The 25,908-nt window shown below is 66.7% G+C and carries 26 protein-coding genes; 7 read left to right on the forward strand and 19 right to left on the reverse strand.

Annotated features, from left to right (window positions below):
- Window positions 1-15 precede the first annotated feature (15 nt).
- Both arsC and RT123_RS04145 read right to left on the reverse strand, forming a co-directional pair.
- Complete coding sequence (arsC, locus tag RT123_RS04140; protein WP_313008010.1) at window positions 16-357, reverse strand: arsenate reductase (glutaredoxin); 342 nt, start codon at window positions 355-357, stop codon at window positions 16-18.
- A complete protein-coding gene (locus tag RT123_RS04145; protein ID WP_313008011.1) occupies window positions 357-899 on the reverse strand; it encodes a hypothetical protein in 543 nt (180 codons plus the stop codon). The genes arsC and RT123_RS04145 overlap by 1 nt, the downstream gene beginning before the upstream one ends.
- A 96-nt stretch (window positions 900-995) precedes the next feature.
- Here RT123_RS04145 and RT123_RS04150 point away from each other — a divergent pair, with 96 nt between their 5' ends.
- From RT123_RS04150 to RT123_RS04170, 5 genes are read left to right on the forward strand one after another with little or no spacing between them, the layout of a single operon-like run.
- Window positions 996-2,246, forward strand: a complete 1,251-nt coding sequence (locus tag RT123_RS04150) for a hydrolase (protein ID WP_313008013.1) — start codon at window positions 996-998, stop codon at window positions 2,244-2,246.
- A 1-nt stretch (window position 2,247) separates the two neighbouring features.
- A complete protein-coding gene (locus RT123_RS04155) occupies window positions 2,248-3,255 on the forward strand; it encodes an arginine N-succinyltransferase (protein WP_313008014.1) in 1,008 nt (335 codons plus the stop codon).
- Window positions 3,252-4,667: a succinylglutamate-semialdehyde dehydrogenase gene (gene astD / locus RT123_RS04160; protein WP_313008015.1), complete on the forward strand. Its 1,416-nt coding sequence runs from the start codon at window positions 3,252-3,254 to the stop codon at window positions 4,665-4,667. Before RT123_RS04155 ends, astD begins: the two co-directional genes overlap by 4 nt.
- The gene (astB, locus tag RT123_RS04165) at window positions 4,664-6,001 is read left to right on the forward strand and encodes an N-succinylarginine dihydrolase (protein WP_313008016.1); all 1,338 of its coding nucleotides are present in this window, start codon (window positions 4,664-4,666) and stop codon (window positions 5,999-6,001) included. The genes astD and astB overlap by 4 nt, the downstream gene beginning before the upstream one ends.
- A 7-nt stretch (window positions 6,002-6,008) precedes the next feature.
- Window positions 6,009-7,295 (forward strand): MFS transporter, encoded by a 1,287-nt coding sequence (locus RT123_RS04170; protein WP_313008017.1) that lies wholly within the window; start codon window positions 6,009-6,011, stop codon window positions 7,293-7,295.
- 6 nt (window positions 7,296-7,301) lie between these two features.
- Here the strand turns inward: RT123_RS04170 and phhA are convergent, their stop codons facing one another.
- Together phhA and hspQ are read right to left on the reverse strand one after the other, a co-directional pair.
- A complete protein-coding gene (gene phhA / locus RT123_RS04175) occupies window positions 7,302-8,177 on the reverse strand; it encodes a phenylalanine 4-monooxygenase (RefSeq protein ID WP_313008019.1) in 876 nt (291 codons plus the stop codon).
- Between the two features lie 55 nt (window positions 8,178-8,232).
- Window positions 8,233-8,541 (reverse strand): heat shock protein HspQ, encoded by a 309-nt coding sequence (gene hspQ, locus RT123_RS04180; RefSeq protein ID WP_292077268.1) that lies wholly within the window; start codon window positions 8,539-8,541, stop codon window positions 8,233-8,235.
- Between the two features lie 145 nt (window positions 8,542-8,686).
- Between hspQ and RT123_RS04185 the strand changes: the two genes are divergently transcribed.
- On the forward strand, window positions 8,687-9,787 hold the full coding sequence (locus RT123_RS04185; protein WP_313008021.1) for a Ppx/GppA phosphatase family protein: 1,101 nt from the start codon (window positions 8,687-8,689) through the stop codon (window positions 9,785-9,787).
- On the opposite strand, the gene RT123_RS04190 is transcribed toward RT123_RS04185, so the two are convergent.
- From RT123_RS04190 to gyrA, 5 genes are read right to left on the reverse strand one after another with little or no spacing between them, the layout of a single operon-like run.
- Window positions 9,788-10,663, reverse strand: a complete 876-nt coding sequence (locus tag RT123_RS04190; protein WP_313008023.1) for a peptidylprolyl isomerase — start codon at window positions 10,661-10,663, stop codon at window positions 9,788-9,790.
- Between the two features lie 26 nt (window positions 10,664-10,689).
- The gene (locus RT123_RS04195) at window positions 10,690-11,553 is read right to left on the reverse strand and encodes a peptidylprolyl isomerase (protein ID WP_313008024.1); all 864 of its coding nucleotides are present in this window, start codon (window positions 11,551-11,553) and stop codon (window positions 10,690-10,692) included.
- 13 nt (window positions 11,554-11,566) lie between these two features.
- The gene (coaD, locus tag RT123_RS04200; RefSeq protein ID WP_017504115.1) at window positions 11,567-12,052 is read right to left on the reverse strand and encodes a pantetheine-phosphate adenylyltransferase; all 486 of its coding nucleotides are present in this window, start codon (window positions 12,050-12,052) and stop codon (window positions 11,567-11,569) included.
- Window positions 12,053-12,105: 53 nt separating this feature from the next.
- Window positions 12,106-12,945, reverse strand: coding sequence for an aminotransferase class IV (locus RT123_RS04205; protein ID WP_313008026.1), 840 nt, complete (start codon window positions 12,943-12,945; stop codon window positions 12,106-12,108).
- Between the two features lie 34 nt (window positions 12,946-12,979).
- Window positions 12,980-15,757 (reverse strand): DNA gyrase subunit A, encoded by a 2,778-nt coding sequence (gene gyrA, locus RT123_RS04210; RefSeq protein WP_313008027.1) that lies wholly within the window; start codon window positions 15,755-15,757, stop codon window positions 12,980-12,982.
- 122 nt (window positions 15,758-15,879) lie between these two features.
- Here gyrA and RT123_RS04215 point away from each other — a divergent pair, with 122 nt between their 5' ends.
- Window positions 15,880-16,455, forward strand: a complete 576-nt coding sequence (locus RT123_RS04215; RefSeq protein ID WP_313008028.1) for a superoxide dismutase family protein — start codon at window positions 15,880-15,882, stop codon at window positions 16,453-16,455.
- Window positions 16,456-16,494: 39 nt separating this feature from the next.
- Here the strand turns inward: RT123_RS04215 and RT123_RS04220 are convergent, their stop codons facing one another.
- From RT123_RS04220 to RT123_RS04265, 10 genes are all read right to left on the reverse strand, one after another.
- Entirely contained in the window at window positions 16,495-17,028 is a 534-nt protein-coding gene (locus RT123_RS04220; protein WP_313008029.1) for a DUF1003 domain-containing protein, read from the reverse strand.
- A gap of 29 nt (window positions 17,029-17,057) precedes the next feature.
- Window positions 17,058-17,996 carry a DMT family transporter gene (locus tag RT123_RS04225; protein WP_055808073.1) on the reverse strand — a complete coding sequence of 313 codons (939 nt, stop codon included), beginning with the start codon at window positions 17,994-17,996 and terminating at the stop codon, window positions 17,058-17,060.
- A 118-nt stretch (window positions 17,997-18,114) separates the two neighbouring features.
- Entirely contained in the window at window positions 18,115-18,612 is a 498-nt protein-coding gene (ssb, locus tag RT123_RS04230; protein WP_017504124.1) for a single-stranded DNA-binding protein, read from the reverse strand.
- Window positions 18,613-18,780: 168 nt separating this feature from the next.
- A complete protein-coding gene (locus RT123_RS04235; RefSeq protein WP_313008030.1) occupies window positions 18,781-19,203 on the reverse strand; it encodes a hypothetical protein in 423 nt (140 codons plus the stop codon).
- On the reverse strand, window positions 19,203-19,874 hold the full coding sequence (locus tag RT123_RS04240) for a hypothetical protein (RefSeq protein ID WP_055753196.1): 672 nt from the start codon (window positions 19,872-19,874) through the stop codon (window positions 19,203-19,205). Before RT123_RS04240 ends, RT123_RS04235 begins: the two co-directional genes overlap by 1 nt.
- 81 nt (window positions 19,875-19,955) lie before the next feature.
- On the reverse strand, window positions 19,956-22,664 hold the full coding sequence (locus RT123_RS04245) for a transcriptional regulator (RefSeq protein ID WP_313008032.1): 2,709 nt from the start codon (window positions 22,662-22,664) through the stop codon (window positions 19,956-19,958).
- A gap of 60 nt (window positions 22,665-22,724) precedes the next feature.
- A complete protein-coding gene (locus RT123_RS04250) occupies window positions 22,725-23,549 on the reverse strand; it encodes a flagellin (protein WP_055753194.1) in 825 nt (274 codons plus the stop codon).
- 135 nt (window positions 23,550-23,684) lie between these two features.
- Window positions 23,685-23,966 carry a hypothetical protein gene (locus tag RT123_RS04255; protein ID WP_156355835.1) on the reverse strand — a complete coding sequence of 94 codons (282 nt, stop codon included), beginning with the start codon at window positions 23,964-23,966 and terminating at the stop codon, window positions 23,685-23,687.
- An 84-nt stretch (window positions 23,967-24,050) separates the two neighbouring features.
- Window positions 24,051-24,788: a flagellin gene (locus tag RT123_RS04260; protein WP_055753193.1), complete on the reverse strand. Its 738-nt coding sequence runs from the start codon at window positions 24,786-24,788 to the stop codon at window positions 24,051-24,053.
- Between the two features lie 111 nt (window positions 24,789-24,899).
- Window positions 24,900-25,703, reverse strand: coding sequence for a flagellin (locus tag RT123_RS04265; RefSeq protein WP_055753192.1), 804 nt, complete (start codon window positions 25,701-25,703; stop codon window positions 24,900-24,902).
- Between the last annotated feature and the right edge of the window lie 205 nt (window positions 25,704-25,908).

The raw sequence follows: 25,908 nt of genomic DNA on the forward strand, positions 1-25,908 counted from the left end.
CCGTCGGATCAGTCGCTAGAGAACCTCCAGCACCCGCTCCACGGGCCGGCCGATGACGGCGCCCTTGGCGGTTTCGACGATCGGACGTTCGATCAGGATCGGCTGAGCGATCGCTACGGCCAGGATGGCTTCGTCATCTGCGCCGGCGTCCAGCAGCGCTTTGGCGTCGGCCTCCTTCCTGCGGAGCAGACCGGACAAACCGACGCCTGTTTTGGACGCCAATCGTTGCAGCGTCTCGGGATCCCATCCGGTCTTCATATATTCGACGACCGTCGGCTCGACGCCTTGCTCGCGCAGCAGGGCGAGGGCGTTGCGCGACGTGCTGCATTTCGGGTTGTGGTAGAGGACGACCGACATCAGGCCTCCTGCTTCAGACGATGCAGCAGCATGGCGCCTTGCAGCGACGCGACATAGATCACGCCCGACACGATCATGGCCGGCCAGGTCGTCAGGTTGACCCACAGCGGAAGGTCCGGCGACGGCATGGTCCCCAGCAGCCGCATCCCCAGATTGGCAACCACGCTGTAGGCGATCAGCGCCAGCATGATGATCGGGATGGCGCGCGTCATCATGCGCCACTGAACCACCGCCACGACGCCATAGAATAGGACGGAGAAGATCGCGCCAGAGGCGATAGCGAAGGGCCACATGACCTTCATCATCTCCTGCTGCATGGCCAACTGATCCGCCGACAGACCCATCTTGGCGTACTCCGCGCTCATCGCCGTCTCGAACCAGCCCGAGGTGAACATCCACCAGGTCGGGATCAGGCCGACGATCAGGGCGATGACCAGGCCGATCACCATCGAGCGCGCAGAACGCTGGGCCTCGGCCATGCCGCGCGGCAGCTTCAGCGGGTTCATGGCGCGGAGCCAGAGGTCGATCTTGTTGCGTTGCATTGGGGCCCTCGTTTCGAGCGGAACCTAGCGGTGATCGGCGATGACTTACAGGCCCCGACCTTCACCTTTGGGGTCGAGGCGTCTAGGGTCCGGCCGATGCGGATTCTGACCTCGGACCAGGCCGTCCTCGACCACGTCGCCGCGCGACGCCAGACGATCATCGGCCGCACCATCGACTGGGCGAACATCAACTCCGGCAGCCGCAACGCCGCCGGTCTGAATGCTGTGCTGGACGCATTGGGGGCCGAGGCGAGCGCCCTGCCCGCCGCCGTCGAACGCCTCCCGACGCAGGGCTCGACCACCATCGCCGACGACGGGTCGGTGCGGACCGAGGCCCATGCCGACGCGCTAAAGATTACCGCCCGGCCGGATGCGCCGATCCAGGTCGTGCTGACCGGCCACTATGACACCGTCTTCCCCGCCGACAGCCGGTTCCAGACCGTCACCACGCGCGCCGACGGCGCCCTGAACGGTCCCGGCGTGGCGGACATGAAGGGCGGAATCAGCGTGTTGCTGGCCGCGCTGGAGGCGTTCGAAACCCATCCCGACAAACACGGCGTCGGCTGGACGGTGTTGCTGAGCCCGGACGAGGAGATCGGCTCGCCCGCCTCCGCGCCGCTGCTGGCCGAACTGGGCGCGCGGGGGCATGTGGGCCTGACCTATGAACCGGCGCTGGCGGACGGCACGCTGGCCGGCGCGCGAAAGGGCAGCGGCAACTATCATCTGATCGTGACCGGTCGCGCCGCCCACGCCGGCCGCGCCTTCGACGAAGGCCGAAATGCGGTGGCCGGCGCCGCCATCATCGCCGCCGCCCTGCACGGCCTGAACGGTCAGCACGCGGGCGTCACCGTCAACGTCGCCAAGATTTCGGGCGGGGGCGCGTTGAACGTCGTCGCCGACAACGCCGTGGTGCGGTTCAACGTCCGGGTGCCGGACAAGGCCGCCGCCGACTGGATCGACGCGTCCGTACGGGCCATCGCCGCGACACCGCCGTTTGAGGGCCTGACGCTGGATCTGCACGGCGGCTTCACCCGCGCGCCCAAACCGATGGACGCCGCCCAGACCGCCCTGTTCGAGGCCGTGAAAGAAGCCGGCGCCCTGCTGGGCCAGCCCATCGCCTGGAAACCATCCGGCGGGGTGTGCGAGGGCAACAATCTGCATGCGGCCGGCCTGCCCAATATCGACACCCTGGGCGTTCGCGGCGGCGACATCCATTCAGATCAGGAGTTCGCCTGGCCCGACAGTTTCGTCGAACGCGCGCAGCTCAGCGCCCTGATCCTGTGCAAGATTGCTTCGGGTGAAATCGATGCGGCCAAACTGAAATCCCTGCGGATGGAAACCCTGTAGAATGCTTGTCGTCCGTCCCGCCGGCCCCGCCGATCTCGACCATCTGCTGGAACTAGCTATCCTGTCCGGCCCCGGCTTCACCAGCCTGCCTGAGGACCCCGACGCCCTGGCCGATCGGCTGGAGCTGAGCCAGGCGAGCTTCGAGGGTCGCGTGCCCTGGCAAGAGGCCTGGTACACCCTTATGCTGGAAGACGGCGACACCGGCGACATCGACGGCGTCGGCTCGGTCAAGGCGACGGTGGGGCTGAAGCGGCCTTTCTTTTCGTTCCGCGTCGTCAACAACACCGTCCAGTCGCCCTCGCTTGGGGTGAAGCTGGATCACCAGACCCTGGTTCTGGTCAATGAATGCACGGGCTGGACCGAGGTCGGGTCCCTGTTCCTGAAGGCGGATCGGAGAAAGGGCGGCGCGGGCCGTCTGCTTAGCCAGTCGCGATATATGCTGATCGGCGCCCAGCCCGAGCTGTTCGCCGACAATGTGCTGGCCGAGTTGCGTGGCGTCTTCACGCCCGACGGCGCCTGCCCGTTCTGGGACCATGTGGCGCACAAGTTCTTCCCGATGGAGTTCGACCACGCCGACCGGATGACCGGCTCGACGGACAAGCAGTTCATCCTGGACCTGGCGCCGCGCCACCCGATCTATACCGAGTTGCTGCCCGAGCCGGCCCGCGCGGTGATCGGCAAGGTCCATCCGCAAGGCGTGCCGGCCATGGCCCTGCTGGAAAGCGAGGGCTTCCGGCCCAATGGTCTGGTCGACATCTTCGACGCTGGTCCGACCGTCGCCTGCGGGCGCGACAATATCCGGACCGTGCGCGACGCCCGGCGCCTGACGGTTCAGATCGTCGAGGGGGTTGAAGCCGAGTTGCCGGCCCTGCTCTCGACCGACAGCGTCGCCGCCTTCCGCGCCGTCCGCGCCAAGGCCGACATCGACGGCGACGCCGTTCGCCTGACCGCCGAAACCGCCACCGCGCTCAAGGTACGCAGCGGAGACACTGTGCGAGTAAAATCATGATCCGTTTCACCTCCACCGATCCCGCCACCGAAGCGACCAACTGGGAGGGCGAGGCCGCCAGCCCGGCCCAGGTTCAGGCCGCCGTCGACGCCGCCCGCACAGCCTTCCCCGCTTGGGCCGATGCGCCGCGCGCCGACCGGATCGAGGGCGTCAAACGCTATCAAGCCGTCCTGAAAGACCGCGCGCCCCAGATCGCCGAGGCCATCGCCCACGAGACCGGCAAGCCGCTGTGGGAAACCAAGACCGAGGCCGCCGCCATGATCGGCAAGGTGGACATCTCGATCCGCGCCTATGACGAGCGCACGGGCGAACGGACCAGCGACACGGCGTTCGGCCGCGCCACCCTGCGACACCGTCCGCACGGCGTTGCGGCGGTGCTTGGCCCGTTCAACTTCCCCGGCCATCTGCCGAACGGCCATATCGTCCCCGCCCTGCTGGCCGGCGACACGGTCGTCTTCAAGCCGTCGGAGGAAACGCCCCTGGTCGGTCAGGTAATGGCCGAGGCGTTTGCCGCCGCCGACCTGCCGACCGGCGTGGTCAATGTGGTCCAGGGTGGACGCGAGACCGGCGCGGCCCTGCTGGACGCCGGCATCGACGCCCTGATGTTCACCGGCTCGGGCGCGGCGGGCGCGCATTTCCGCAGGAAGTTCGCCGACGATCCTCATGTCATCCTGGCGCTGGAGCTGGGCGGCAACAATCCGCTTGTCGTATGGGACGCAGCGGACGCCGAGGCCGTCGCGGGCATCGCGGTGCAGTCCGCCTTCATCACCACCGGCCAGCGCTGCTCGTGCGCGCGCCGCCTGATCGTGCCGGAAGGCCCGCAGGGGGATGCGATCATCGAAGCCATCGCCGCCCTGTCCGACCGGCTGATCTTCGGCCCGTGGGACAGCGATCCCGAACCCTATGCCGGCCCGCTGATCTCGGCGCGTGCGGCAGAAGCGGCGCTGAAGGCCTTGCAGGAACGGATCGACATGGGGGCCAAGGTCATCCGCGCCTCGGGGCCGGTCGCCAACCTTCCGGGCGCCTTCGTCAAGCCGGCCATCATCGACGTGACCGGGGTCGACGTGCCGGACGAAGAGATGTTCGCCCCATTCCTGTCTGTGACGCGTGTCGCCTCGTTCGACGCGGCGATCCAGGCGGCGAACGCGACTCGCTACGGCCTGTCCGCCGGTCTGGTCAGCGATGATCCGAAAAACTGGGACCACTTCATCCGCCGCATCCGCGCCGGCGTGGTCAACTTCAACCGCCCGACCACCGGCGCCGCCGGTGACATGCCGTTCGGCGGATTGGGGGCCAGCGGCAACCACCGGCCCAGCGCCTATTACGCCGCCGACTATTGCGCCTATCCGGTCGCCAGTTTCGAGGCCGACGCCGTCGCCAACATCGAAGGCGAGATCAAGGGATTGCGATGATCAGCGCTGTCGAGGCCAACGCCGACGGTCTGATTGGGCCGACTCATTCCTACGCCGGTCTGTCTCCGGGCAACCTGGCGTCCAGCCTGAACAAGGGCGAGGCGTCCAACCCGCGCGCGGCCGTGCTTCAGGGCCTCGACAAGATGAAGACACTGGCGGACTTGGGTCTGCCCCAGTTCATCCTGCCGCCGCATGAGCGGCCGAATATTCCCTTCCTGCGGACCCTGGGTTTCGTCGGATCGGACGCTCAGGTCCTGGAGCAGGCTTGGCGCAGCGCGCCCTCGTTCGCCGCCGCCGCCTGTTCGGCCTCGCCCATGTGGGCCGCCAACGCCGCGACCGTGACGCCCAGCGCCGACGCCGCCGACGGCCGAGTGCATTTCACGCCGGCCAATCTGCACACCAATCTGCACCGCAGCCTGGAGCACTGGCAAACCAAGCGCGCGCTGGACGCCCTGTTTGCCGACACCCGCCGGTTCGCCGTCCATGGCGCCCTGCCCGCGGTCGCGCATCTGGCCGACGAAGGCGCCGCGAACCACGTTCGCCTGTGCGCCGAGCATGGTGGTCGCGGCGTCAATCTGCTGGTCTGGGGTCGCGAGGCGTTCGAGCCTTGGGACGGCCCCTTCCCCGCCCGCCAGACGCGCGAAGCGTCGGAAGCCATCGTGCGCCGCCACGAAGCCGGACGGCCGGTCCTGGCCCAGCAATCCCGCGCCGCCATCGCGGGCGGCACCTTCCACAACGACGTGGTCTGCGTCGGAGCGCTGGACACCCTGTTCTTCCACGAGTTGGCGTTCGAAGACACGGCCGCAACCCAGGCCGCCATCCGCGGCGCGGCCGATGGGCTGTTCCAGCCGATCTTCGTCGAGGTGTCGTCCGCCGACCTGCCGCTGGCCGATGCGATCTCGAGCTATCTGTTCAACTCCATGCTGATCCAGGTTCCCGGCGAGGATCGCCTGACCCTGATCTGCCCGACCGAGACCCGCGACAACCCACGCAGCCATGCGGTGGCGCAAGCGCTGGCCGCCTCCAACGGTCCGATCGGCCGGGTGCAATATGTCGACGTGCGCCAGTCGATGCGCAACGGCGGCGGACCGGCCTGCCTGCGCCTGCGTGTCGTGCTGACCGAGGCCGAGTTGGCGGCGACGAACTCGGCCATGCGCCTGACCGACGATCTGCATGCGCGTCTGTCGGATTGGGCCGGGCGCTGGTACCGCGACGAACTGCGCCCCGCCGATCTGGCAGACCCTGACCTGCTCACGGAAAGCCGCAGCGCGCTGGATGAACTGACGACGATCCTGAATCTCGGAACCGACTTCTACCCCTTCCAGAGAGGCTGATACGGCCATGACGACCACAGCGCCCATGAGCCCGGCCCGCCGATTGAGAAATATCGTCGGCGGATCGGCCGGCAATCTGGTGGAGTGGTTCGACTGGTACGCCTACGCGGCCTTCACCCTGTATTTCGCGCCCGTCTTCTTCCCCAGCGAAGACCCGACGGCGCAACTGCTGAGCGCCGCCGCCGTCTTTGCGGTGGGCTTCTTGATGCGGCCGATCGGGGCGTGGATCATGGGGGTCTACGCCGACCGCAAAGGTCGCAAGGCGGGGTTGACCCTTTCGGTGACCCTGATGTGCACGGGTTCGCTGATCATCGGCGTGACGCCCGGCTATGCCACCATCGGCCTGGCGGCGCCGGCGCTGCTGCTGTTCGCGCGGCTGTTGCAGGGGCTGAGCGTCGGCGGAGAATACGGATCCAGCGCCACCTATCTGTCCGAAATGGCCGAGCCGCATCGCCGAGGCTTGTGGTCCAGCTTCCAGTACGTCACCCTGATCTCAGGTCAGTTGATCGCCCTGCTGCTGTTGATCGTGCTGCAGAACACGCTCAGCGAGACGGCGCTGGCGTCGTGGGGCTGGCGCATTCCCTTCTTCGTCGGCGCGGGCCTGGCGGTCGTCGTCTTCTGGCTGCGTCGCCGTCTGGACGAAACACATAAGGCGACCGAGGCCAAGGACGCCCCGAAATCCAGCGCCGTGCAGCTGATCCTGAAACACCCGAAAGAGGCCTTGATGGTGCTGGGCCTGACGGCCGGCGGCACCTTGGCCTTCTACACCTACACGACCTACCTCCAGAAGTTCCTGGTCAATACGAGCGGGTTTTCCAAGAACACGGCGACTGAAATCAGCGCGGCGGCCTTGTTCATCTTCATGCTGCTTCAGCCGGCGGTCGGCGCGCTGTCGGACAGGGTGGGACGGCGTCCCGTGATGATCGCTTTCGGCGTGCTGGGGGTGTTGTGCACCGTGCCGATCATGACGACCCTATCGACGGTCGAAAGCCCTTTCGTCGCCTTCCTCTTGGCGCTGGCCGGGCTGGTGATCGTGTCGGGCTACACCGCGATCAATGCGGTGGTGAAGGCCGAGCTGTTCCCCGCCCACATCCGCGCCCTCGGCGTCGCGCTGCCTTACGCCATCGCCAATGCGGTGTTCGGAGGCACGGCGGAATATGTGGCGCTGTGGCTGAAGGGCGCGGGGGTCGAGAGCGTCTTCTTCTGGTACGTCACCGGCATGATCGGACTGTCGCTGTTCACCTTCATCCGCATGCGCGATACGAAGCACAACAGTCTGATTACGCACACCTGACGGAGATCAGGCCGCGAACCGCCCGCCGCGCTGGGCGTAGGCCTGGGTGCCGCGGGTGAAGACCTGGTCGGTCGGCAGGACGGTCTCGATGGCGAGGTCGTCCTTGCCTTTCAGCGCCGCATAGACTGGTCCGAAGTCCTTGAGTGTCTCGTCTTTCAGGGCTTCCAAACTGTCGATGACGAAATAGACCTGCTGGAAATCGTCGATCCGGTACAGGGTCCGCATCACCCGCTCCAGGTCGAAACCCAGGCGGTTGGGCGACGGATCGTCCAGAGCAAAGACGCTCTCGGTCGCCGAGGAGACGATGCCGGCGCCGTAGATGCGAAGGCCGTCCGCCTCCTTCATCAGACCAAACTCGACCGTGTACCAGTACAGGCGCGCCAGGTTCGGCAGCATGCCCAGGCCGGCCGCCCGCTGACCGCCCTTGCCATAGGCCTCCATATAGGCGGCGAAATCGGGGTCGGTCAGCATCGGCAAGTGGCCGAAGACGTCGTGGAAGATGTCGGGCTCTTGAAGGTAGTCCAGCTGGTCCGGCTTGCGGATAAACTGGCCCGAGACGAAGCGGCGATTGGCCAGGTGATCGAAGAAGACCTCGTCCGGCACCAGGCCCGGCACGCAGACGACGGTCCAGCCGGTCAGGGCCTGAAGCTTGGGATTGATCACGTCGAAGTCGGGAATCCCGCCGGCGTTCAGATCCAACGCATCTAGTCCCCGCATGAAGGCGTCGCAGGCGCGACCGGGCAGGATCTTCATCTGCCGGGCGTAAAGCGTGTCCCAGGTCTGGTGCTCGACCTCGGTATAGGCGGCCCAGTTCTGGGGAATGGTCCAGTCGGCGGCCGCGCCCTCGGGCGGCTTTTCGAAGACGTGTTCGAAGTCGGACATGGCGTATTCCTCTTTTGCCGCCATCCTAGCCCGGAGCCGCCATGGCTTCCAACCGTCAGTGCAGACGTTCATCCAGCGGTGCGTGGTGGCCCATGCCGTCGGTGGTGAACCACCGCTCGGCGTCGTCGGGCAGCAGCACGGAATCGCCGTCTTCCAAAGCGCCCTCAGCCGCATAGGCGACAAAGCCGCCATCCTCGCCCAAGGCGAAGACGCGGTAGAAGGGCTGGTCCGGTCGGACAAGGCCGCTTTCACCGGCCGGTCCCTCATAGGCGTGATCGACATCCATCACGACGCCACGAAAGGCGTCGTCGCGGTGGCGAACGATCTGGCCGATGGCGAAACGTGCGGTCTGAATGTGGGTCATCGCACTTCATACGATTCAGCGCATGACCCCAATGCCTGCCGGTCTGTTCATCTTCCTGACAGAATGGCTTGGCGCGGACGATCTTGGCGGGTTAGGCTGATCAGGACGGGCGCCGCTTTGGACCGCCCACAACGGATGACGGCCCATGCCGGAGACCCACGGCGCGCCTCGACGGCGCGACGAGCGGTCCCAGCCTTCCCGTTCGCGGGATGCGTCGGGTCGAGATGCGCCGCTGTATGGCGCGCTCGATCTGGGGACCAACAATTGCCGGCTGCTGATCGCGCGGCCGTCACGCGAAGGCTTTCGCGTGGTCGACAGCTTCAGCCGCATCGTGCGGCTGGGCGAAGGGCTGTCGCGGACGGGCCTTTTGGACCCGCGCGCCATGGACCGGGCCTATGACGCCCTGGCCCTGTGCGCCGAGCGGATCGTGCGCAAGGGCGTCGATTCGGCGCGACTGAGCGCCGTCGCCACACAGGCCTGCCGCGCGGCCGAGAACGGCGCCGACTTCATAGACCGTGTACGCAAGGGCACGGGCCTGCGCCTGCGGATCATCGATCCCGCCGAAGAGGCGCGGCTGGCGGTCGAGGGATGCCTGAACCTGATCGACCCCAAGGCCGAGGCGGTGCTGGTCATCGATGTCGGCGGCGGCTCGACCGAGATGTCGTGGCTGAAGCGCAGCGGAACCGAATGGACGACCACCGCCTGGATGTCGGCGCCGGTGGGGGTCGTGACCCTGGCCGAGCGGCATCCCGAGCCCCCGAACTCCGGCGAGGCCTGGTACGAGGCGATGGTCGCCGACATGGGCGCGGCTATTGCAGCGGGCGGGATCGTCGATGAACCGATGCTGGACCTGTTTCGGCAGAACCGGGCGCATCTGGTCGGCACATCGGGCGCGATCACCAGCTTGGCCGGCATTCATCTGAATCTGCCGCGGTACAATCGAGACCGGGTCGATGGCTTGTGGATGACGCGCGCCGACTGCGAGGCGGCGGCGGATCGGCTGAAGGCGCTGGGGCCGGACGGCCGTGCGCGCGAGGCCTGCATCGGTCCCGATCGGGCGGACCTCGTTTTGGCGGGCGCCGCGATCCTGGAGGCGGTCCAAAGGGCCTGGCCGTCGCAACGGGTGCGGGTCGCGGATCGAGGCCTGCGCGAAGGCCTGCTGCTGCAACGGATGCGCGAAGACAAGAAGCCGCCGAGGGGACGGCGTCGTCGACGCGGACGGGGCCGCACAGCCCCCGCCGCCTGATCAGGCGGCGGGCGTGACGCGCACCGGCAGTTCGATGTCGCAGACCGAGAAATCCGCGCCGCGCGCCTGGCGCGCCTGCTGCGCCAGGGTCTGGAAGGTGGCGGAGTTGGTGTTGAGCACGGCCGCCGTCGGACGTTCGGCTGCGGGCAAATCCGACGCCACGCGGACGCGGGTCATCTGATCCGGTCCCTGGACCAGACCATCCGGCGTGTCGCTGGCCTTCAGCGATCGCACGACGTCCAGGCCGGACACGACCCGGCCCCAGACGGTGTAGCGCTTGTCCAGGGCCGGATAGGCCTGACGCATCAGGAAGAACTGGCTGTTGGCGGTGTCGTTGCCCTCGTCTCGCGCCATGCCCGCGACGCCCGGGCAATACAGGGCCCAACCGTGGACCTTCTTGTCGCTGGTGCCGGACATCAGGGCGTCAGGCTGGGTCTGGACCGGGATGGAATCGACGAAACCGACTAGGGCCCCCATCGGGGCCGCGACCGGGGTGAAGGCCATGTCCGCGCCACGTCGGAAGGTGAACTCGGCCTTCAGGTCGGGATACCAGCTTTGCCCCTCGCCCGTGCCCAGCGGATCGCCGGTCTGGGCCATGAACCAGTCGATCACCCGGTGCCAGACCAGGTTGTCGAAGAAGCCGCGCGACGCCAGCAACTTGATGCGTTCGACATGGGCGGGCGCGATCTGGGGCGCCAGTTCCACCAGAACCCGCCCCTTGTTGGTGTCGATGACCAGCAGGTTTTCGGGCGCGATGGTCCTCCATTCGCCGGGCGGCGGCGGGGGAGCGGGAACGGCGGTCGAGTCTTGCGCCAGGGCGGCGCCCGCCGTCGCGGCCAGCACGGCCGTCGCCATCGCCATGGTTCGTATCATCATCGTCCCCTCCCCCGTTTGCGAAAGCCTCAGCTGCCCGTCACTTCGGCGACCGGCTGAACATCGCAGACGCTGAAGGCGCCGCCGCGCCCGGCGCGCGCCGTGGCGATCCGTTCTGCGAAGGCGGCGCTGCCGGCGTTCAGGACGCGCACGGTCGGACGTTCGGCTTCGGGCAGGGCCGAGGCCATGCGGACGCGGGTCATGGTGTCGGGATCGGTCACCTTGCCGTCCTCGGCGTCCGAACCCTTCTTCAGCTTGCCGACCACGTCCAGGCCGGACACCACGCGTCCGAAGGCGGTGTAGATGCCATCCAGCTGTTCGCGCGCGCCCATCATCAGGAAGAACTGGCTGTTGGCGCTGTCGGGCGAACCCGAGCGGGCCATGCCTAGCACGCCGGGACAGAACAGGCCGTGGGCGTCGACCTTGAAGTCGGCGGTGACCATCATCTGGGCGTCGGGCTGGGTCTGGACCGGCAGATCGCCGACCAGACCGCGCACGCCCGCGCCGACGCTGGGCACCGCGACGAAGCCAGCGTCGCGCCCACGACGGAAGCTGAACTCGGCCTTGAGGTCCGGCAGTTCGCTGCCACCCTCGCCCGTGCCCTTCGGATCGCCGGTTTGCGCCATGAAATCAGGGATGACGCGATGGAACTTCAGACCATCGTAGAATCCTTGGTTGGCCAGGGTGCGGATGCGTTCCGCATGGTTGGGCGCGGCGACGGGGATCAGTTCGACCAGCACCCGCCCCTTGGACGTATCGATAACCAGCAGGTTTTCCGGCGCAATGGTCCGCCAGTCGGACGCCGCCGGCGCCGTTTGCGCCACAGCCGGCGCCTGGGCCGCGCCAGCCGCGAGAAGAGCGGCGACGGTCGCTGCGATGATTGCCTTACGCATGGTCTTGTCTACCCTAACCGTTCTTGACCTTGGCCCGCACTCGCTCGGCGATGGCGGGGCTGACGAAACTGTCGATCGCGCCATCCAGTCGGGCAATCTCCTTGACGAGGCGCGAGGCGATCGCCTGATGGCGCGGATCGGCCATCAGGAATACGGTCTCGATGTCCTGATTGAGGCGCTGGTTCATGGCCGTCATCTGGAACTCGTATTCAAAGTCGGCGACGGCGCGCAGACCCCGAATGATGACGCTGGCGTCCAGCTCTTCGGCAAAATGCATCAGCAGTGTCGAAAACGGCTGGACCACGATGTCGCCACCGAGGGGCGCCATCTCAGCCTTCAGCATCTCGACCCGTTCGGCGGTGGAGAACAGCGGCCCCTTGTCGTCGTTCTGGGCCACGCCGATGACCAGCCGGTCCACCAGCTTCAGCGCGCGCTTGATGATGTCGGTATGCCCGTTCGTCACCGGGTCGAAGGTGCCCGGATAAAGTCCGATGCGCATGCGTGTCTCCCCGGCCTGTCGCGTGGCGTCAGCGTCGTTTAGCAGGTGCGAAATCAGCGGCCTAGCCGGCTGACGCCTTCGTCATCGTCATGATCCAAGATGGGCTGGGCTGCCTGGAAGCTCCAAGCCGCTTCGAGCTTGGCGAGCAGGGCCGGGTCATTGGCGAAGGCGACATCGTCGATGACGGTGATCGGACAGACGGGCGTGGCGCTGTTGCACAGGAAGGCGCCGTCGAACGCGCCGACCTCGTCGAGACGAATTGGTCGCGTTTCACTGGTCAGCCCGACCTGGGGCAGCCCGCGCGCGATCAAGGCCTGGGTCACGCCCGCCAGCATCGGGGACTGCAGCCAGACGATCCGGTCGCCCTGGACAAAGCCGATGTTCCACAGCGTGCCTTCGGTGACCCGCCCTTCGCCATCGACAAACAGGGCGTCGTCAAAGCCGGCGGCGCGCGCGGCGCGGCGCGCGCGAATCAGGCCGAAGGTGGCGAGATGCTTCAGATGCGGTGCCTCGCGCTCATAGCGCATGGCGGTGACCCGCACTTGGGTCGCCAGCGGCGGCGGCGCAGGGGAAACACTGGTCATCACCTTGGGTCGGCCGACGTAGGTCGGGTTGCGATGGACGATCTCGGGCGAGAACAGGCTGACGCGCAGCCAGCAGACCTCACGGCCGGCGACGGCCCGCGCCATCAGACGCCGGAACTCAGACTCGCCGGGGCTTTCGCCGAACAGTTCGGCGGCGGCCTGCTCCAGACGGGCGAGGTGGAGATCGAGGCCGCGCGCGGCGCCGTTCTCGACGCGGAAGGAGGTGTAGGCGCCGTAGTTGACCAAGGCCTGATGGGCCAGGTCGTCAGGCGTGGCGGGAAGGCCGTCGATCAGAATCGTCGCGCTCAAACGACCCTCCCATTGCCCGCTGGGCGAAGGCGGATCAGGCCTCGCCGCCGTCTTCTCCGCCGACATCGGCGTCATCCGCGCCGCCACTTTCCGGCAGACGTTCGACCGAGACGACCTTTTCATCCTTGCCGGTGCGGAAGATGGTGACGCCCTGGCTGGAGCGGCCGACGATGCGGACCTGATCGATGCGCGTGCGGATCATCTGACCGCCCGAGGTGACCAGCAGCAGGTCGTCGGTCTCCTCGACCGGGAAGGCCGCCGCCAGACGCGTGCCGGCGCGACCGCCCAGGCCGTGGGCCGTCAGACCCTGGCCGCCGCGACCCGTACGACGATACTCATAGGCCGAGGATCGCTTGCCGAAGCCGGTCTCGGTGACCGTCAGGATGAACTGTTCGGCGGCACCCAGTTCGGCGATCCGCTCGACCGACAGAACGGCGTCGCCGGCGGCCTCGTCATCGGCCTCGACAACAGGCGCATCCTCTTCCGCATCCGCGCCGGCCAGGGCCTTGCGCATGGCGTTGGCGTGTTTGATGTAGGCGGCGCGTTCTTCCGGCGTCGCGTCCACGCGGCCCAGAATGGCCATGGAGATGACCTCGTCGCCGTCCTGCAGCCTCACGCCCCGGACGCCGGTCGAATCCCGCCCCTTGAACACGCGCACGTCGTCGGCCTTGAACCGGATCGCGCGGCCCAGCGCCGTGGTCAGCAGCACGTCGTCGTCCGCCGTGCACAGGCCGACGCCGACCATGCGGTCAGAGCCTTCCAGCTTCATGGCGATCTTGCCGGCGCGGTTCACGGTGGCGAAGTCCGACAGCTTGTTGCGCCGCACGTCGCCGCTCGAGGTGGCGAACATGATGTCGTAGTCGCCCCAGGTCGTCTCGTCCTCGGGCAGAGGCAGGACGTTCATGATGCTGTCGCCCGGCTCGATGGGCAGCAGATTGACGAAGGCCTTGCCCCGCGATTGCGGATTGCCCAGCGGCAGGCGCCAGGTCTTGAGCTTGTAGGCCTTGCCGTTCGTGGCGAAGAACAGGACCGGCGTGTGGGTCGAGGCGCTGAACACGCCGGTGATGGCGTCCTCGTCCTTCATCGACATGCCGCTGCGGCCCTTGCCGCCGCGGTGCTGGGTCCGATAGGCGTTCAGCGCCACACGCTTGACGTAGCCGCCGTGGGTGACGGTGACGACCATGTCCTCGCGCGGGATCAGGTCCTCGTCCTCCATCTCGCCGTCGCCTTCCCCGATCAGGGTACGGCGCGGAACGGCGAACCGGTCCTTCACGTCGATCAGGTCATCGCGGATGATGGCCAGGACGTTCTTGCGGTCCGACAGGATGGTCAGATGGCCCTGTATGGTGTCGGCCAGGCCGTGCGCCTCGCCGAAGATGTCGTCGCGGCCCAGACCGGTCAGACGCGACAGGGTCAGGGCCAGAATGGCGCGGGCCTGTTCATCGGTCAGTTTCAGGCTGTCGCCATTGATCACGACGCTGCGCGGATCGGCGATCAGTTCGACCAGGGCCATCATGTCGCCGACGGGCCAGGCCTTGGCCTGCAGACGCTCGCGCGCCTCGGTCGGATCGGCCGACGAGCGGATGATGTGGATCACCTCGTCGATATTGGCGACGGCGACGGCCAGACCGACCAGGACGTGGCCGCGATCACGGGCCTTGTTCAGCTCGAACTTGACGCGGCGAACCACGACCTCCTCGCGGAAGTCGAGGAAGATCTGCAGCAGTTGGCGCAGGCCCATCTGCTCGGGCCGGCCGTGGTTCAGCGCCAGCATGTTGACGCCGAACGAGCTCTGCATCGCGGTATAGCGCCACAGCTGGTTCAGGATCACGTCGCCGGACGCGTCGCGCTTCAGCTCGATGACGATCCGCATGCCTTGGCGGTCGGATTCGTCGCGAACGTCGGAGATGCCTTCCAGCCTTTTCTCGCGCACCATTTCGGCGATGCGCTCAATCAGGGTCTGTTTGTTGACCTGATAGGGCAGCTCGGTGACGACGATGGCCTCGCGGTCCTTGCGGATCTCCTCCACCGAGGCGCGGCCGCGCACGACGACCGAGCCGCGACCGTCGCGCAGGGCGTTGCGCGGGGCGGTGCGTCCCATGATCTCGCCGCCGGTGGGGAAGTCCGGACCGGGCACGATGTCCAGCAGGGCGTCGTCGGAGACGTTGGGATCATCCAGCAGGGCCAGGGCCGCATCCACGACTTCGCCCAGATTGTGCGGCGGGATGTTGGTCGCCATGCCGACGGCGATGCCGCCCGCGCCGTTGACCAGCAGGTTCGGAATCCGGCTCGGCAGAACGACCGGCTCCAGCTCCTTCTCGTCGTAGTTCGGCTGGAAATCGACGGTGTCCTTGTCGATGTCGGCCATCAGGGCGACGGCGGCCGGGGCCATCCGGGCTTCGGTGTAACGCATCGAGGCGGGCATATCGCCGTCGACCGAACCGAAGTTGCCCTGGCCGTCGACCAGCATCAGCCCCATCGAGAATGGCTGCGCCATCCGCACGAGGGCCATATAGACCGAGGCGTCGCCATGGGGGTGGAACCGGCCCAGCACGTCACCGACCACACGAGCGCATTTCGAATAGCTGCGCTCAGGCGTCATGTTCAGATCGTGCATCGAATACAGGATGCGACGGTGAACCGGTTTCAGCCCGTCCCGGGCGTCAGGAAGCGCGCGCGAGACGATCACGCTCATGGCGTAGTCGAGGTACGAACGCTTCAGTTCGTCCTCGATCGTGATCGTGGAAATGTCGGAGCCGCCGCCTCCCGGAACGATCGGAGATGCGGCGTTTTCGTAGCTGTCGTCGGTCAATGAAGCGTGGCTTTATGCGGCCGGAATCGGAACGTGATCCGCTGTGACGATTTCTAGCATTCCAGGGCCTCGGTGGCAAAGCGACGTCGCCGTGAAAGCCCGTCTCTGAAAGGACTTTCGACATGCGCGCCACCCGCCTCGCCGCCGCCCTTCTCCTGGCCTCCCCCTTGGCCCTGACCACCGCCTGCGCCGCGACCGGAAACGCGCCCCAGGCGGCCGTCGAACGCGCGCCCGTCGGCGCGACGGGACAGGCCGTTCTGATCAACGCCTCGGGCGCCAATATCGGCCGCGTCGACCTGCGTCAGGGGCCGACCGGCCTGCTGATAAAGATCGAGGCTTCGGGCCTGACGCCCGGCTGGCACGGCATCCACATCCATGCGACCGGCGAATGCGCCGCACCTTTCACTTCGTCCGGCGCCCACATCAACCACGGCGAGCCCCAAGCTCCGCACGGCCTGCTGAACGCCGCCGGGCCGGACGACGGCGACCTGCCCAACGTCTGGGCCGGTGCGGACGGCAAGGTGAACGCCGAACTGTTCACGACCCGCGCGCGGATCTCGTCCGAAGGCCCCGGCCAATGGCTGTGGGACGCCGACGGCTCGGCCATCATCATCCACGCCAACCCCGACGACCATTCGACCCAGCCCATCGGCGGCGCCGGCGACCGGGTGGCCTGCGCGGCGCTCAGCGCAAGCTAAGCCTATCTACGTTACGGAAGATGGCCCGCTGGACAGCGTTCAGCGGGTCTCTTTTTGTGCGAGCAGACGGCGGATCAGTTCGGTCTGCTCCTCTTGCCGGGCGGTCAGGTGTTCGACCTTCTCCAGCAGGGCCATGATCTCGATCTCGGCTTTCAGATTGACCTGGTAGTCATTGCCCGCATCCAGCCGATCCTTCGCCGCCTGGCGGTTCTGGCTCATCATGATGACCGGCGCCTGGATGGCCGCCAGCATCGACAGGACCAGGTTCAGGAAGATGAAGGGATAGGGGTCGAAGGCATCCTTGCGCAGCAGCAGGTTCAGCCCGGTCCAGACCGCCAGGAAGACGCCGAAGGCGATGATGAACGGCCACGAACCGCCGAAGGCCGCCACCCGATCGGCCAGCCGCTCTCCAAAGGTCTGACGGTCGTCGAAGGTCTCGTTGATGTCTTCGGAAACGGGGCGACGATCGGCGGTGCTCTGAACGACGACGGCTTCGTTCGCCGCAAGATCGTGCTTCGCCTTGCCCAGCCAGCGGCGGGAGACGTGGTCGGCGTCGAGCGGGGCGTGGTGCATGAGGGGCTCCTGATACGATCAGGAACAGATCAAGCCTTGGCGGCCCCCGCACGCAAGCCCCGTTCGGCCAGGGCCACAAGGGCCACCCCGCCCATGGTGATGGCCGATCCCGTCAGAATCTGCGGCGTCAGAATATCGCCCATGAAGCTCCAGCCGATGAACATCGACACCACGGGCGTGACCAGCAGATAGGGCGTCACCCGCCCCGCCTCGCGCCGCTGGACCAACCAAAACAGCAGGGTCGTCGCCAGCACGGACGACACGACGCCCGCCCACAGCAATGAGGCCCAGACCATGGGCGTGGCGCTCTTCACCGCCTCCCACTGGCCATGCTCGAACACCGCCGAGCCGAAGGCCATGACGGGAAAGGCCCCCAGCGCCAGCAGACCCTGCATCTTCAGTGGCGGGATGGAGGTGGTGCGACGCGCCACCACTGTGGTCACGCCCCAGGCGGCGCCGGCCGCGATGGCGACCAGAATGGCCTTCCAGTCCTGCAGCGCATGGGCGTCCAGCGTCATCCAGGCCACGCCGACGAAGGCCACGCCCATGCCGACCAAGGCCGCCTTGGACAGCCGCTCGCCCAGGATCAGGAAGGCGAACAGGGTGGTGAAGGGAATCCACAACTGGTTGGCCACGGTCACCGGGCTGACGTCCGTCGCCAGCCAGTAGGCGGTGTAGGCCAGGCCGTACTGGATCGGCCCGCCGATGATGACAATCAGCATCAGGCTCTTCCAGTCCGGAAACGGCGGCCGCACGAAAGCGATCAGACAGGCGGTGGCGATGCCGAACCGGATGGCGCCGACCAGCAGCGGCGACAACTCCTGCGTCGCCAGCTTGGCCCCGGCGTTGTTGACGCCCCACACCACGATGATCGCCACGATGGCGGCGATCTCCAGCCCTGTCAGGGCGTGGGGCCTCTTGGGCAGGGGCGCGGGCGCAGGCGCAACTTCGGAACGGACGTCGGTCATGACCGCCCTATGGCACGGCGCGCCCGCCGCGTCGGCTCACTTTGGATGACCTCAGGTTTCCGCCCAGAAATGCGGCTTGGCGACCGCTCGCACCGATCGCCAAGCCAGGCACTCTGTCTTAGAACGGGATGTCGTCGTTCAGGTCGTAGCTTTCCTTGGGGCCGCTCGGCTTGTTGGCGCCGCCAGTGGAGAAGCCCGAGGAATAGTCGTCATCGCCGCGACCACCGCCGCCGCCGTAACCACCGCCCGACGAGCCGCCTTCCGAGCGGCCGCCCAGCATGGTCAGTTCACCCTTGAAGCGGCTGACGACGATCTCGGTCGAGTACTTTTCGACGCCCTGCTGGTCGGTCCATTTGCGGGTCTGGAGCGCGCCCTCGATGTAGACGGTCGAGCCCTTCTTCACATAGTTCTCGACCACCTTGACGATGTTGTCGTTGAAGATGACGACCCGGTGCCACTCGGTCTTTTCCTTGCGCTCGCCCGAGGACTTGTCGCGCCAGGTTTCCGAGGTGGCGATGGACAGGTTGGCGATGCGGTCGCCGTTGGGCATGGAGCGGATCTCTGGGTCGCGACCCAGATTGCCGACCAGAATGACCTTGTTGACGCTGCCCGCCATGGAAACTTCCTTCTCGTGTGAGGCGGCGACGACTTCGCCCGCCCCGTCAATTCAGTCCGATGTCTGACCGGGGCGACGGCTCATCGCCAGCCCTTTCGACAGCAAACCCGCTAAATCAGTGGATAAACATTAACCGAATGTTCCACTTTCGTTCTGACCGCGCAAGCCCTACTTGGCGGCAGGGCCCTCGGCGATGGCGATCGGACGGCCCGTCTCGTCGCGCTGGATGGCGCCGGGGATGGCAAGACGACCGTCGCCGGTGCGCGCCATGGCGAAGAAGCGGCTGCCGGTCAGGCTCTTGCCGATCTTGACCCCCTCGCGGTCCACGAAGATGAACCGCCCTTGGTAGGCGCCGGCGATTTCCTGGTTCGATCCACCCATGCGCAGGAAGCGAAGACGCATCTCCTCCAGCCGCGCGGCGCATTGTTCGAGCTGGGGCTGGTCGTCGGCGATTTTCTGCAGGCGTGGCGGCGCATTGTCCGGCGTCGCCACGAAGTAGCAGGCGCCCTCGGCGAACTCATATTTGGGTTCGTTGGAGCAGGCGCCCAGCAGAGCAGTCCCGGCGATGGCGGCGAGGGCGACGAAACGCATCAGTTCATTCCCGTGAATTGGCAGTTGCGATCCTGCTCGGCCAGGGTCCTGAAACGGTTGTTGTCATTGGACTGTTCCACCCGGCGCGGCACCAGACGCAGGGTCGTATCGCCCCAGCGGCCGTATTGGGCGTCGCCCGGCCCGACGCAGGTTCCGGCGTAAAGCGCCTGAACGCAGGCGTTCAGGCTCATGTTCGGCGACAGGGTGCGCCAGTCGGAGCCGGTGTGGCGCAGGCAGGGGCTGCCACTGGCCACGGGTGTGGGGCGCGGCGCAGGCGTCTGTTCGACGGAGGCCGGCGGCGGGGTCTGGGCCATCTCGACCGCGGGCAGTTCGGGCGGCGGTGCGAAGGCGGCGGTCGGGGCGGCGGCCAAGGCGCCTGTGGCGTCCAGCCCCACGTCTAGAGCGTCCGTCGCCAGGCCATTGCGCTGGGCGCAGACCGCCAGGGTCGCCATGCCGACGAACTGGCCATCGACGAAGCAGCGCAGTTCCCGCGTCGGTTCCAGCGTGGGCGCCTCGGCCAGGTTGACCACCAGCCCGCCCTTGGACGCCGGCGGTGCTTCCGTCGTCTTGTCGCCGCCGCCCGTAAAAATCAGGGCGAGCACGACGGCGATGACGATCGCCACGCCGGCGCCGACCAACAGGATGACGCGGTTGTCTTTCGGAAGGGCCATGAACGGGCTTTCGCGGATGAGGAGGTCAATAACTCCGACCCGGCCTCGGGCGTCAACCGCCTTGACCGGTCACGACCGCGATCAAGCCGTCAGGCGGCTCAGCGCAGCCTGATAGTTGGCCAGTTGCGTCTGCTGATAGGCGGTCGAGGAGCCATTGCCGGTCTGGGTGTTGGTTATGCCGCCGGTCGATGGCGCGAGGGCGCGATAGGAGGACCGGACCGCCGTCATCGCCTGAGCCAGCGATTCGATGGCCGCCTTTATCGAGGCAGGATCGTTCAGGTTCAGCTTGTTCGACAGATTCAGCCCATAGGTCTTGATCGCGTCCTTGTCCGGCTTCACCGGACCGACGAAACCGGGCGTCAGGCCCAGCGCGCCCAAGGCGTCCTTGCCGATCGCCCCAGCGGAGATGACGGCGCCGTCCTTGTTGGCCGCCGTCTTGATTTCCAGGCGCTGGACGATGGGTTTGGCCTTCAGGTCGGTGATGACCTTGGCTTCCAACTGGCGGCCAGAGGCGGCGTTGATCTTCTTGGCCAGGCTTTCCAGCGTGTCCTTGGCGTCAATGGTCACGGTCACGGCGCGGCCGCCGGCTGCGGGGCTGATCGAAAACTGATCGCCGACGCGGGCCGAGGTGGCGACGGTCAGCAGCTTTGAGTCCGCCTGCATGATCTGGCCTTGAGGCAGGCCGAGGCGGTCGAGCACGCTGGCCCCGCCCGCTGCGATGCTCAGGCTGGTCGGCTTGGCCTGGTCGCCATCCGCTCGCCAGGTCCGATTGGATTGGACCGCTCCGCTCGCAAGGTCGATCTGGGCCAGATAGCCGGACGTCGGATCGTCCTTGCCGGCGCCTTCCGCCCGGTTCGTGCCGGTGATCCAGACCTTGCCGTCCTTGATGGCGACGTCGGCGGCGGTGTCCGCGCCCGCCCCGCCGAAATAGGTCAGTTGGTCGCTTGCCGAGGCCTGAAGGTCTGTCGACAAGGTGGCGATGAAGACATCGCTGCCGCCGGCATGCGCGTTGGTCACCGTGGCGATATCGAGGGCGGTGTTTTCGGTATGGCCGGTCACGACCACCTTGCCGTTCTCGACCGATATGCCGGCGATCGCGCCGCTGGCGTAGCCAAGGCCACGCGTTGAAGCCAGGCTCGGCACGCCGTCGGCGTCCAGGGTGAAGCGGCGCACGACAGCCTTCCCGTTCTCGACGCCGGCCGTATAGAGGTCGTTTCCTGACACCGTCATGGCCTGAACGGAATCGTCGCCGCTGGTGCCGAACTGCACGGTCGCGACGTTCACGCCCACGTCCGGGCCGTTGATCTTTATCGGCTTTTCCTGGAAAGCCTGAAGATAGGAATCCCAGCCGCCCAGGGCCGCATTGCCCGGCATGGCCGATTTCGAGCGACCGGCGACATAGACCATGCCGTCGGCGCCGAAGCGAACTTCGGTCGCCTCATCGGCCGCCTTGGCCCCGCGACGCTGGGTCCACAGTTCCTGGCCTGAACTGTCGAAGACAGAGACGAAACTGTCGGCCACGGACGCGTTGTCGCCGCTCTTGCCGGGTTCCAGCGCCCCGGTCACCGATCCGGCCAAGGCGACCCGGCCGTCATCGTCGATGGCGATGGAGAAGCCGTTGGCGCTAGAGGCGGCGCCGAGCAGCTTGGTCTGCATCAGATTGCCGGCGGAATCATATTTCATCAGGGCGACATCGCGCGCACCCTTGATCGGTTGACTGGCGTCGCCCGCCGTCAGTTCGGCGACGACCCAGACGGAACCGTCCGGGGCCACGGCGCTGGCCTTAACCGCGGCGACCCCGTCGGGCAGGTTGGCGTGCCCCACCCTGCCCTCGACCCAGAACGGATCGTCGACGCCCTGCTGGGCGGCCGGCGCCGCGCCGCCGTCGGCCTGGAACTTCAGCAGTTGGCCCGCCGTGCCGGTCTTTCCGACCCCTTGCGTCACATAGACGGCGTCGGAGGTGTCGACGGCCTGGAAGCTGATGGCTTCGCCGGTCCCGCCATTGACCTTCAACGCCCACTGATCCGGTCCGGCCGGCAGGGTGATGGTCTTGGTCCCGCTTTTGACGGTCTTCGGCTCGGCGGGGATCAACTGAGCGCTGATGCGCGTCGCGACGCCCGCGTCCTCCAGCTTGCCGTTCATATAGGCGGTGATATTGGCCAACGACCGATCGGTCGCACCTATCTCGGACAGGTCCATGGCGATCGCCTGCTCCCCGGCCGCCGTCTTGACGGTTACGGAGAACTTCACGTCGCCCTCGAAAGCCTTGATCGAGGCGGTGGGGTCGCCGTCGTGGATGGGGGCGGTGACGAAACTGGTCGGCGCCCGTTCCAGCGCATAGGTGCTCTTGACCGAGGTCTGGGCCACGCCCTGCACCAGCCGCATGTCTTCGAAACTGGCGGTGCTCAGATAGGTCGACAGTTCGGCCAGGCCTTCGCCGAAACGCTTGGACACCAAGGCGGCTTCCGACGCGCTCAGCCCCTTGACGCCAGCACGGTCGGCCAGGGCGCCCAGCGTGTTCAGGCCCTGATACAGGGCGAACATCTTGCGGTAGTCGGTGGAAGCGCCGGCCAGATCCAGGCTGACATTGCCCTCGTCGATCAGGCGACGGCCGCCCAGGGCCGCACGGACCAGGTCGCTGGCCTTCGCCGGTGTCGCCGTGGACGACCAGGGGGCCGTCGGTTGGGTCTTCTTGGTTTTGACGGCCGGGCTGGCGGTCGTGGCGGCGCCTGACGACGACGTCCCCGTCGTCGTTCCGAAAAGACCCAGCAGATAGCTGTTGTTGATCATTCAGACGGCTCCGACCCTATCGTGCGGCGGGCGTCGATAAGGAACCGTTAAGCTGTCCGATCAGCCCTTGAACAGCGACAGGATGACCTGCGGCGCCTGGTTGGCGATCGACAGGGCCTGAACGCCGAGTTGCTGCTGGACCTGCAGGGCCTGAAGGCGGGCGCTTTCCTTGGCAAGATCCGCATCCACCAGATTGCCGATGCCGGCTTCCAGCGCGTCCGACAGCTTGCCGACATAGGTGGTGTGGCGTTCGATCTGCTTGGACTGGGCGCCCAGTTCCGCCAGACGCGCGCTGCTGGTGGTGATGGCGGCGTTGACGGCGGCCAGGGCCGTGTTGGCGTTGGCCTGGCTGGTCAGGGTCGTGCCGGTCAGCGACAGGCCAGCGACGGTCAGGTTCTGACGATCCAGCGCGATGGTCTCGGCGCCGTCGGCGCTGGCTAGGAAGTTCAGCGTCGTCGTCGCCGAACCGTCCAGAATGTTGGCGCCGTCGAAGATGGCGTTGTTGGCGAACGAATCGATCGAGCTCAGCAGCGCCTGAAACTCATCATTGTAGGACGTGCGGGTGGCGGCGCTGGCGCTCGGGTCCGCCGCTGCGGTCGCCTTCTGCTTTAACTCCAGCAGGATGTCCGAGATCTGCTCGCCGGCCGCCAGCGAAACGTCGGCGATAGATGTCGCGCGGTTCAGGCTGGTGGTGACGGCTTCGAGCGATCCCCGGTCGGCGCGTTGACCTTGCGCGACCGCCCAGACCGCGGCGTTGTCGCGCGCGCCCTGAACCTTCAGCCCCGTGTTCACCCGGCTCTGCGTCGCCGCCAACTGGTCGTTGGTGCGGTTCAGATTCTGCAGGGCGATCATCGCCGAGGTGTTGGTGTGGATGCTGGTGGTCATGGCTTCAAGCCCCCGGACGTTCTGTGGGCTACAGGATTAACCATGAGTCGTAATCACATGGTTAACGCGCCGGAAACCATGATTGCGCCGTCCGGCGAGCCGGCGGCGTTAAAGAGTTTGAGCCCTGGCCTGTCTTCAGACGGCGGTATCGACCAGACGACCGCCGCGGTAGGTCGGGTCGGTGTTCAACTTCTCGACATCCTCGCGCGGCAACTGGCGGATCACCTCGCCCGTCACACGGTCCAGAACCTTGTAGACGAAACGGTTGTCGCCCATGGCCTCGATGGTCAGTCGAAAGCGGCTGGCGTCGTGGTTGTCGTTCCTGGCCGCCGGCGCCGGCGTTGCAGGCTGGATGGCGACCGGACTGACGGGAGGGATTTGAGGTACGCTTACTGATCTTGCGACATTGTCTGTCATGGCTCCACGCACAGGTCGTCCTGCGCCCTCTAGAGAAACAAACGATCAGCCGGAGCGGTCGCGAAACCGCTCCGGCCGCGCGTCTTAGCGGAACAGGCCCAGCAGGATCGAGCTGCCCTGGTTGGCGATCGACAACGCCTGCACGCCCAGCTGTTGCTTGGTTTGCAGGGCGGTCAGCTTGGCGCTTTCCTTGGCCAGATCGGCGTCCACCAGATTGCCCACGCCGGCTTCAAGAGCGTCCTGAAGCTTGTTGACGAAGGTGATCTGACGGCCCAGCGACTTGGACTGGGTGCCCAAGGTGGCCAGGGCGCTCGTCGTCGCCGAGATGGCGGCGTCGACGTTCGCCGCGGTGGCGTTAGCGGCCGTGACGCTGCCGGTGTTCACGGCGGTGATCGCCGCGTTCGAACCCAGTGCCGTCAGGCTGTTCACGCCATCGAAGGTCGCGCCGGAGATGGCCGAGGCGACTTCCAGACCCAAGGCGTTGTAGTCGGCCAGATAGGCCGTCTGCGCCGAGCCGGTCGACGAGGCGATGTTGACGGCGAGCGACTTCATCTCTTCCAGGGCGGAAGTGACGGAATCGCCGGCGGCCAGAGCCACGTCGGTGATCGACTGGGTGCGTTGCAGGCCGGCGCGAACGGCGTCCTGCGAGGCGGCGTTGGCGCGTTGCGACGTGGCGATCGCGAAGATCGCACCGTTGTCCTTCGCCGACGACACCTTCATCCCGGTGCTGATCCGGTTTTGGGTCGTGTCCAGCTGTTGGCTGGTCTTGTTCAGGCTCTGCAGAGCGACTGCGGCGCCGTAGTTCGTATTGATGCTGGGCATTTCTAGCCCTCCTTTTCACTTCGTGAGAGCCCCGGCGTTTTGCCGGGGTGAGCGTTTTGCTCGGGGTTCAAGGCCACGACCCCGCCGCCGGGACGGCGAGGTCTCCGGGCCTTAGCGGAAGAGGCTCAGCAGTATCGAGCTGCCCTGGTTGGCGATCGACAGCGCCTGCACGCCCAGCTGTTGCTTGGTTTGCAGGGCGGTCAGTCGTGCGCTTTCCTTGGCCAGATCAGCGTCCACCAGATTGCCCACGCCAGCTTCCATCGCGTCCTGAAGCTTGTTGACGAAGGTGATCTGACGCCCGACCGACTTGGACTGGGTGCCCAGGGTGGCCAGGGTGCTGGTCACGCCCGCGATCGCCAGATCGACGTTCGCGGTGGTGTAGTTGGCGACGGTCGGCGTGGCCGCCGTGAACATCGCCAGTTGGGTGTTCGCGCTGACCGCCGTGGCGGTGCCCAGGCGATAGGTGCCCGAACCCGTCTGGACGTCGGTGGTCGTGCCTGCCGCCGTGTTCAACAGGTTGACCCCGTCGAAGCTGGCGCCGGCGATCGCGTCGTTGATTTCCTTGCCCAGGGCAGTGAAGTCGGCCTCGTAGGCCGTCTTCGCCGAACCCGTGGACGAGGCGATGTTGACCGCGAGCGACTTCATCTCTTCCAGGGCGGAGGTGATGGTGTCGCCGGCCGCCAGGGCCACGTCGACGATGGACTGGCCACGTTGCAGCGAGTTGCGAACCGCGTCTTGCGAGGCGGCGTTGGCGCGCTGTTGCGTGGCGATGGCGAAGATCGCGCCATTGTCCTTGGCCGAGGAGACTTTCAGGCCGGTGCTGATCCGGTTCTGGGTCGTCTCCAACTGGGCGCTGGTCTTGTTCAGGCTCTGCAGGGCGACTGCGGCGCCGTAGTTCGTATTGATGCTGGGCATTTCTGGCCCTCCTTGTTCACTTCGTGAGATCCCCTGGCGTTTTGCCGGGGTGAGCATTTTGCTCAGGTCCGGGCGCCGGGAACCGACGACCGATCAGATGCGGCCTTGGCCCGACCGCCTCAGCGATCGGGCCGTGGGCCTTAGCGGAACAGGCTCAGCAGGATCGAGCTGCCCTGGTTGGCGATCGACAGCGCCTGCACGCCCA

Origin of the sequence: Brevundimonas vesicularis (assembly GCF_032067225.1) — a bacterium.
Taxonomy (GTDB): domain Bacteria; phylum Pseudomonadota; class Alphaproteobacteria; order Caulobacterales; family Caulobacteraceae; genus Brevundimonas; species Brevundimonas vesicularis_F.

Coding starts and splice junctions, on each gene's coding strand:
- hspQ (WP_292077268.1), bottom strand. CDS start 8,541: ATGACCCACATTCAGACCGCACGTTTCGCCATCGGCCAGATCGTTCGC.
- RT123_RS04255 (WP_156355835.1), bottom strand. CDS start 23,966: ATGACAGACAATGTCGCAAGATCAGTAAGCGTACCTCAAATCCCTCCC.
- astD (WP_313008015.1), top strand. CDS start 3,252: ATGATCCGTTTCACCTCCACCGATCCCGCCACCGAAGCGACCAACTGG.
- RT123_RS04250 (WP_055753194.1), bottom strand. CDS start 23,549: ATGACCACCAGCATCCACACCAACACCTCGGCGATGATCGCCCTGCAG.
- astB (WP_313008016.1), top strand. CDS start 4,664: ATGATCAGCGCTGTCGAGGCCAACGCCGACGGTCTGATTGGGCCGACT.
- RT123_RS04265 (WP_055753192.1), bottom strand. CDS start 25,703: ATGCCCAGCATCAATACGAACTACGGCGCCGCAGTCGCCCTGCAGAGC.
- RT123_RS04185 (WP_313008021.1), top strand. CDS start 8,687: ATGCCGGAGACCCACGGCGCGCCTCGACGGCGCGACGAGCGGTCCCAG.
- arsC (WP_313008010.1), bottom strand. CDS start 357: ATGTCGGTCGTCCTCTACCACAACCCGAAATGCAGCACGTCGCGCAAC.
- RT123_RS04240 (WP_055753196.1), bottom strand. CDS start 19,874: ATGGCCCTTCCGAAAGACAACCGCGTCATCCTGTTGGTCGGCGCCGGC.
- RT123_RS04150 (WP_313008013.1), top strand. CDS start 996: ATGCGGATTCTGACCTCGGACCAGGCCGTCCTCGACCACGTCGCCGCG.
- ssb (WP_017504124.1), bottom strand. CDS start 18,612: ATGGCGGGCAGCGTCAACAAGGTCATTCTGGTCGGCAATCTGGGTCGC.
- phhA (WP_313008019.1), bottom strand. CDS start 8,177: ATGTCCGACTTCGAACACGTCTTCGAAAAGCCGCCCGAGGGCGCGGCC.
- RT123_RS04225 (WP_055808073.1), bottom strand. CDS start 17,996: ATGACCGACGTCCGTTCCGAAGTTGCGCCTGCGCCCGCGCCCCTGCCC.
- RT123_RS04190 (WP_313008023.1), bottom strand. CDS start 10,663: ATGATGATACGAACCATGGCGATGGCGACGGCCGTGCTGGCCGCGACG.
- coaD (WP_017504115.1), bottom strand. CDS start 12,052: ATGCGCATCGGACTTTATCCGGGCACCTTCGACCCGGTGACGAACGGG.
- RT123_RS04220 (WP_313008029.1), bottom strand. CDS start 17,028: ATGCACCACGCCCCGCTCGACGCCGACCACGTCTCCCGCCGCTGGCTG.
- RT123_RS04235 (WP_313008030.1), bottom strand. CDS start 19,203: ATGCGTTTCGTCGCCCTCGCCGCCATCGCCGGGACTGCTCTGCTGGGC.
- RT123_RS04145 (WP_313008011.1), bottom strand. CDS start 899: ATGCAACGCAACAAGATCGACCTCTGGCTCCGCGCCATGAACCCGCTG.
- RT123_RS04195 (WP_313008024.1), bottom strand. CDS start 11,553: ATGCGTAAGGCAATCATCGCAGCGACCGTCGCCGCTCTTCTCGCGGCT.
- RT123_RS04215 (WP_313008028.1), top strand. CDS start 15,880: ATGCGCGCCACCCGCCTCGCCGCCGCCCTTCTCCTGGCCTCCCCCTTG.
- RT123_RS04245 (WP_313008032.1), bottom strand. CDS start 22,664: ATGATCAACAACAGCTATCTGCTGGGTCTTTTCGGAACGACGACGGGG.
- RT123_RS04260 (WP_055753193.1), bottom strand. CDS start 24,788: ATGCCCAGCATCAATACGAACTACGGCGCCGCAGTCGCTCTGCAGAGC.
- RT123_RS04170 (WP_313008017.1), top strand. CDS start 6,009: ATGACGACCACAGCGCCCATGAGCCCGGCCCGCCGATTGAGAAATATC.
- RT123_RS04155 (WP_313008014.1), top strand. CDS start 2,248: ATGCTTGTCGTCCGTCCCGCCGGCCCCGCCGATCTCGACCATCTGCTG.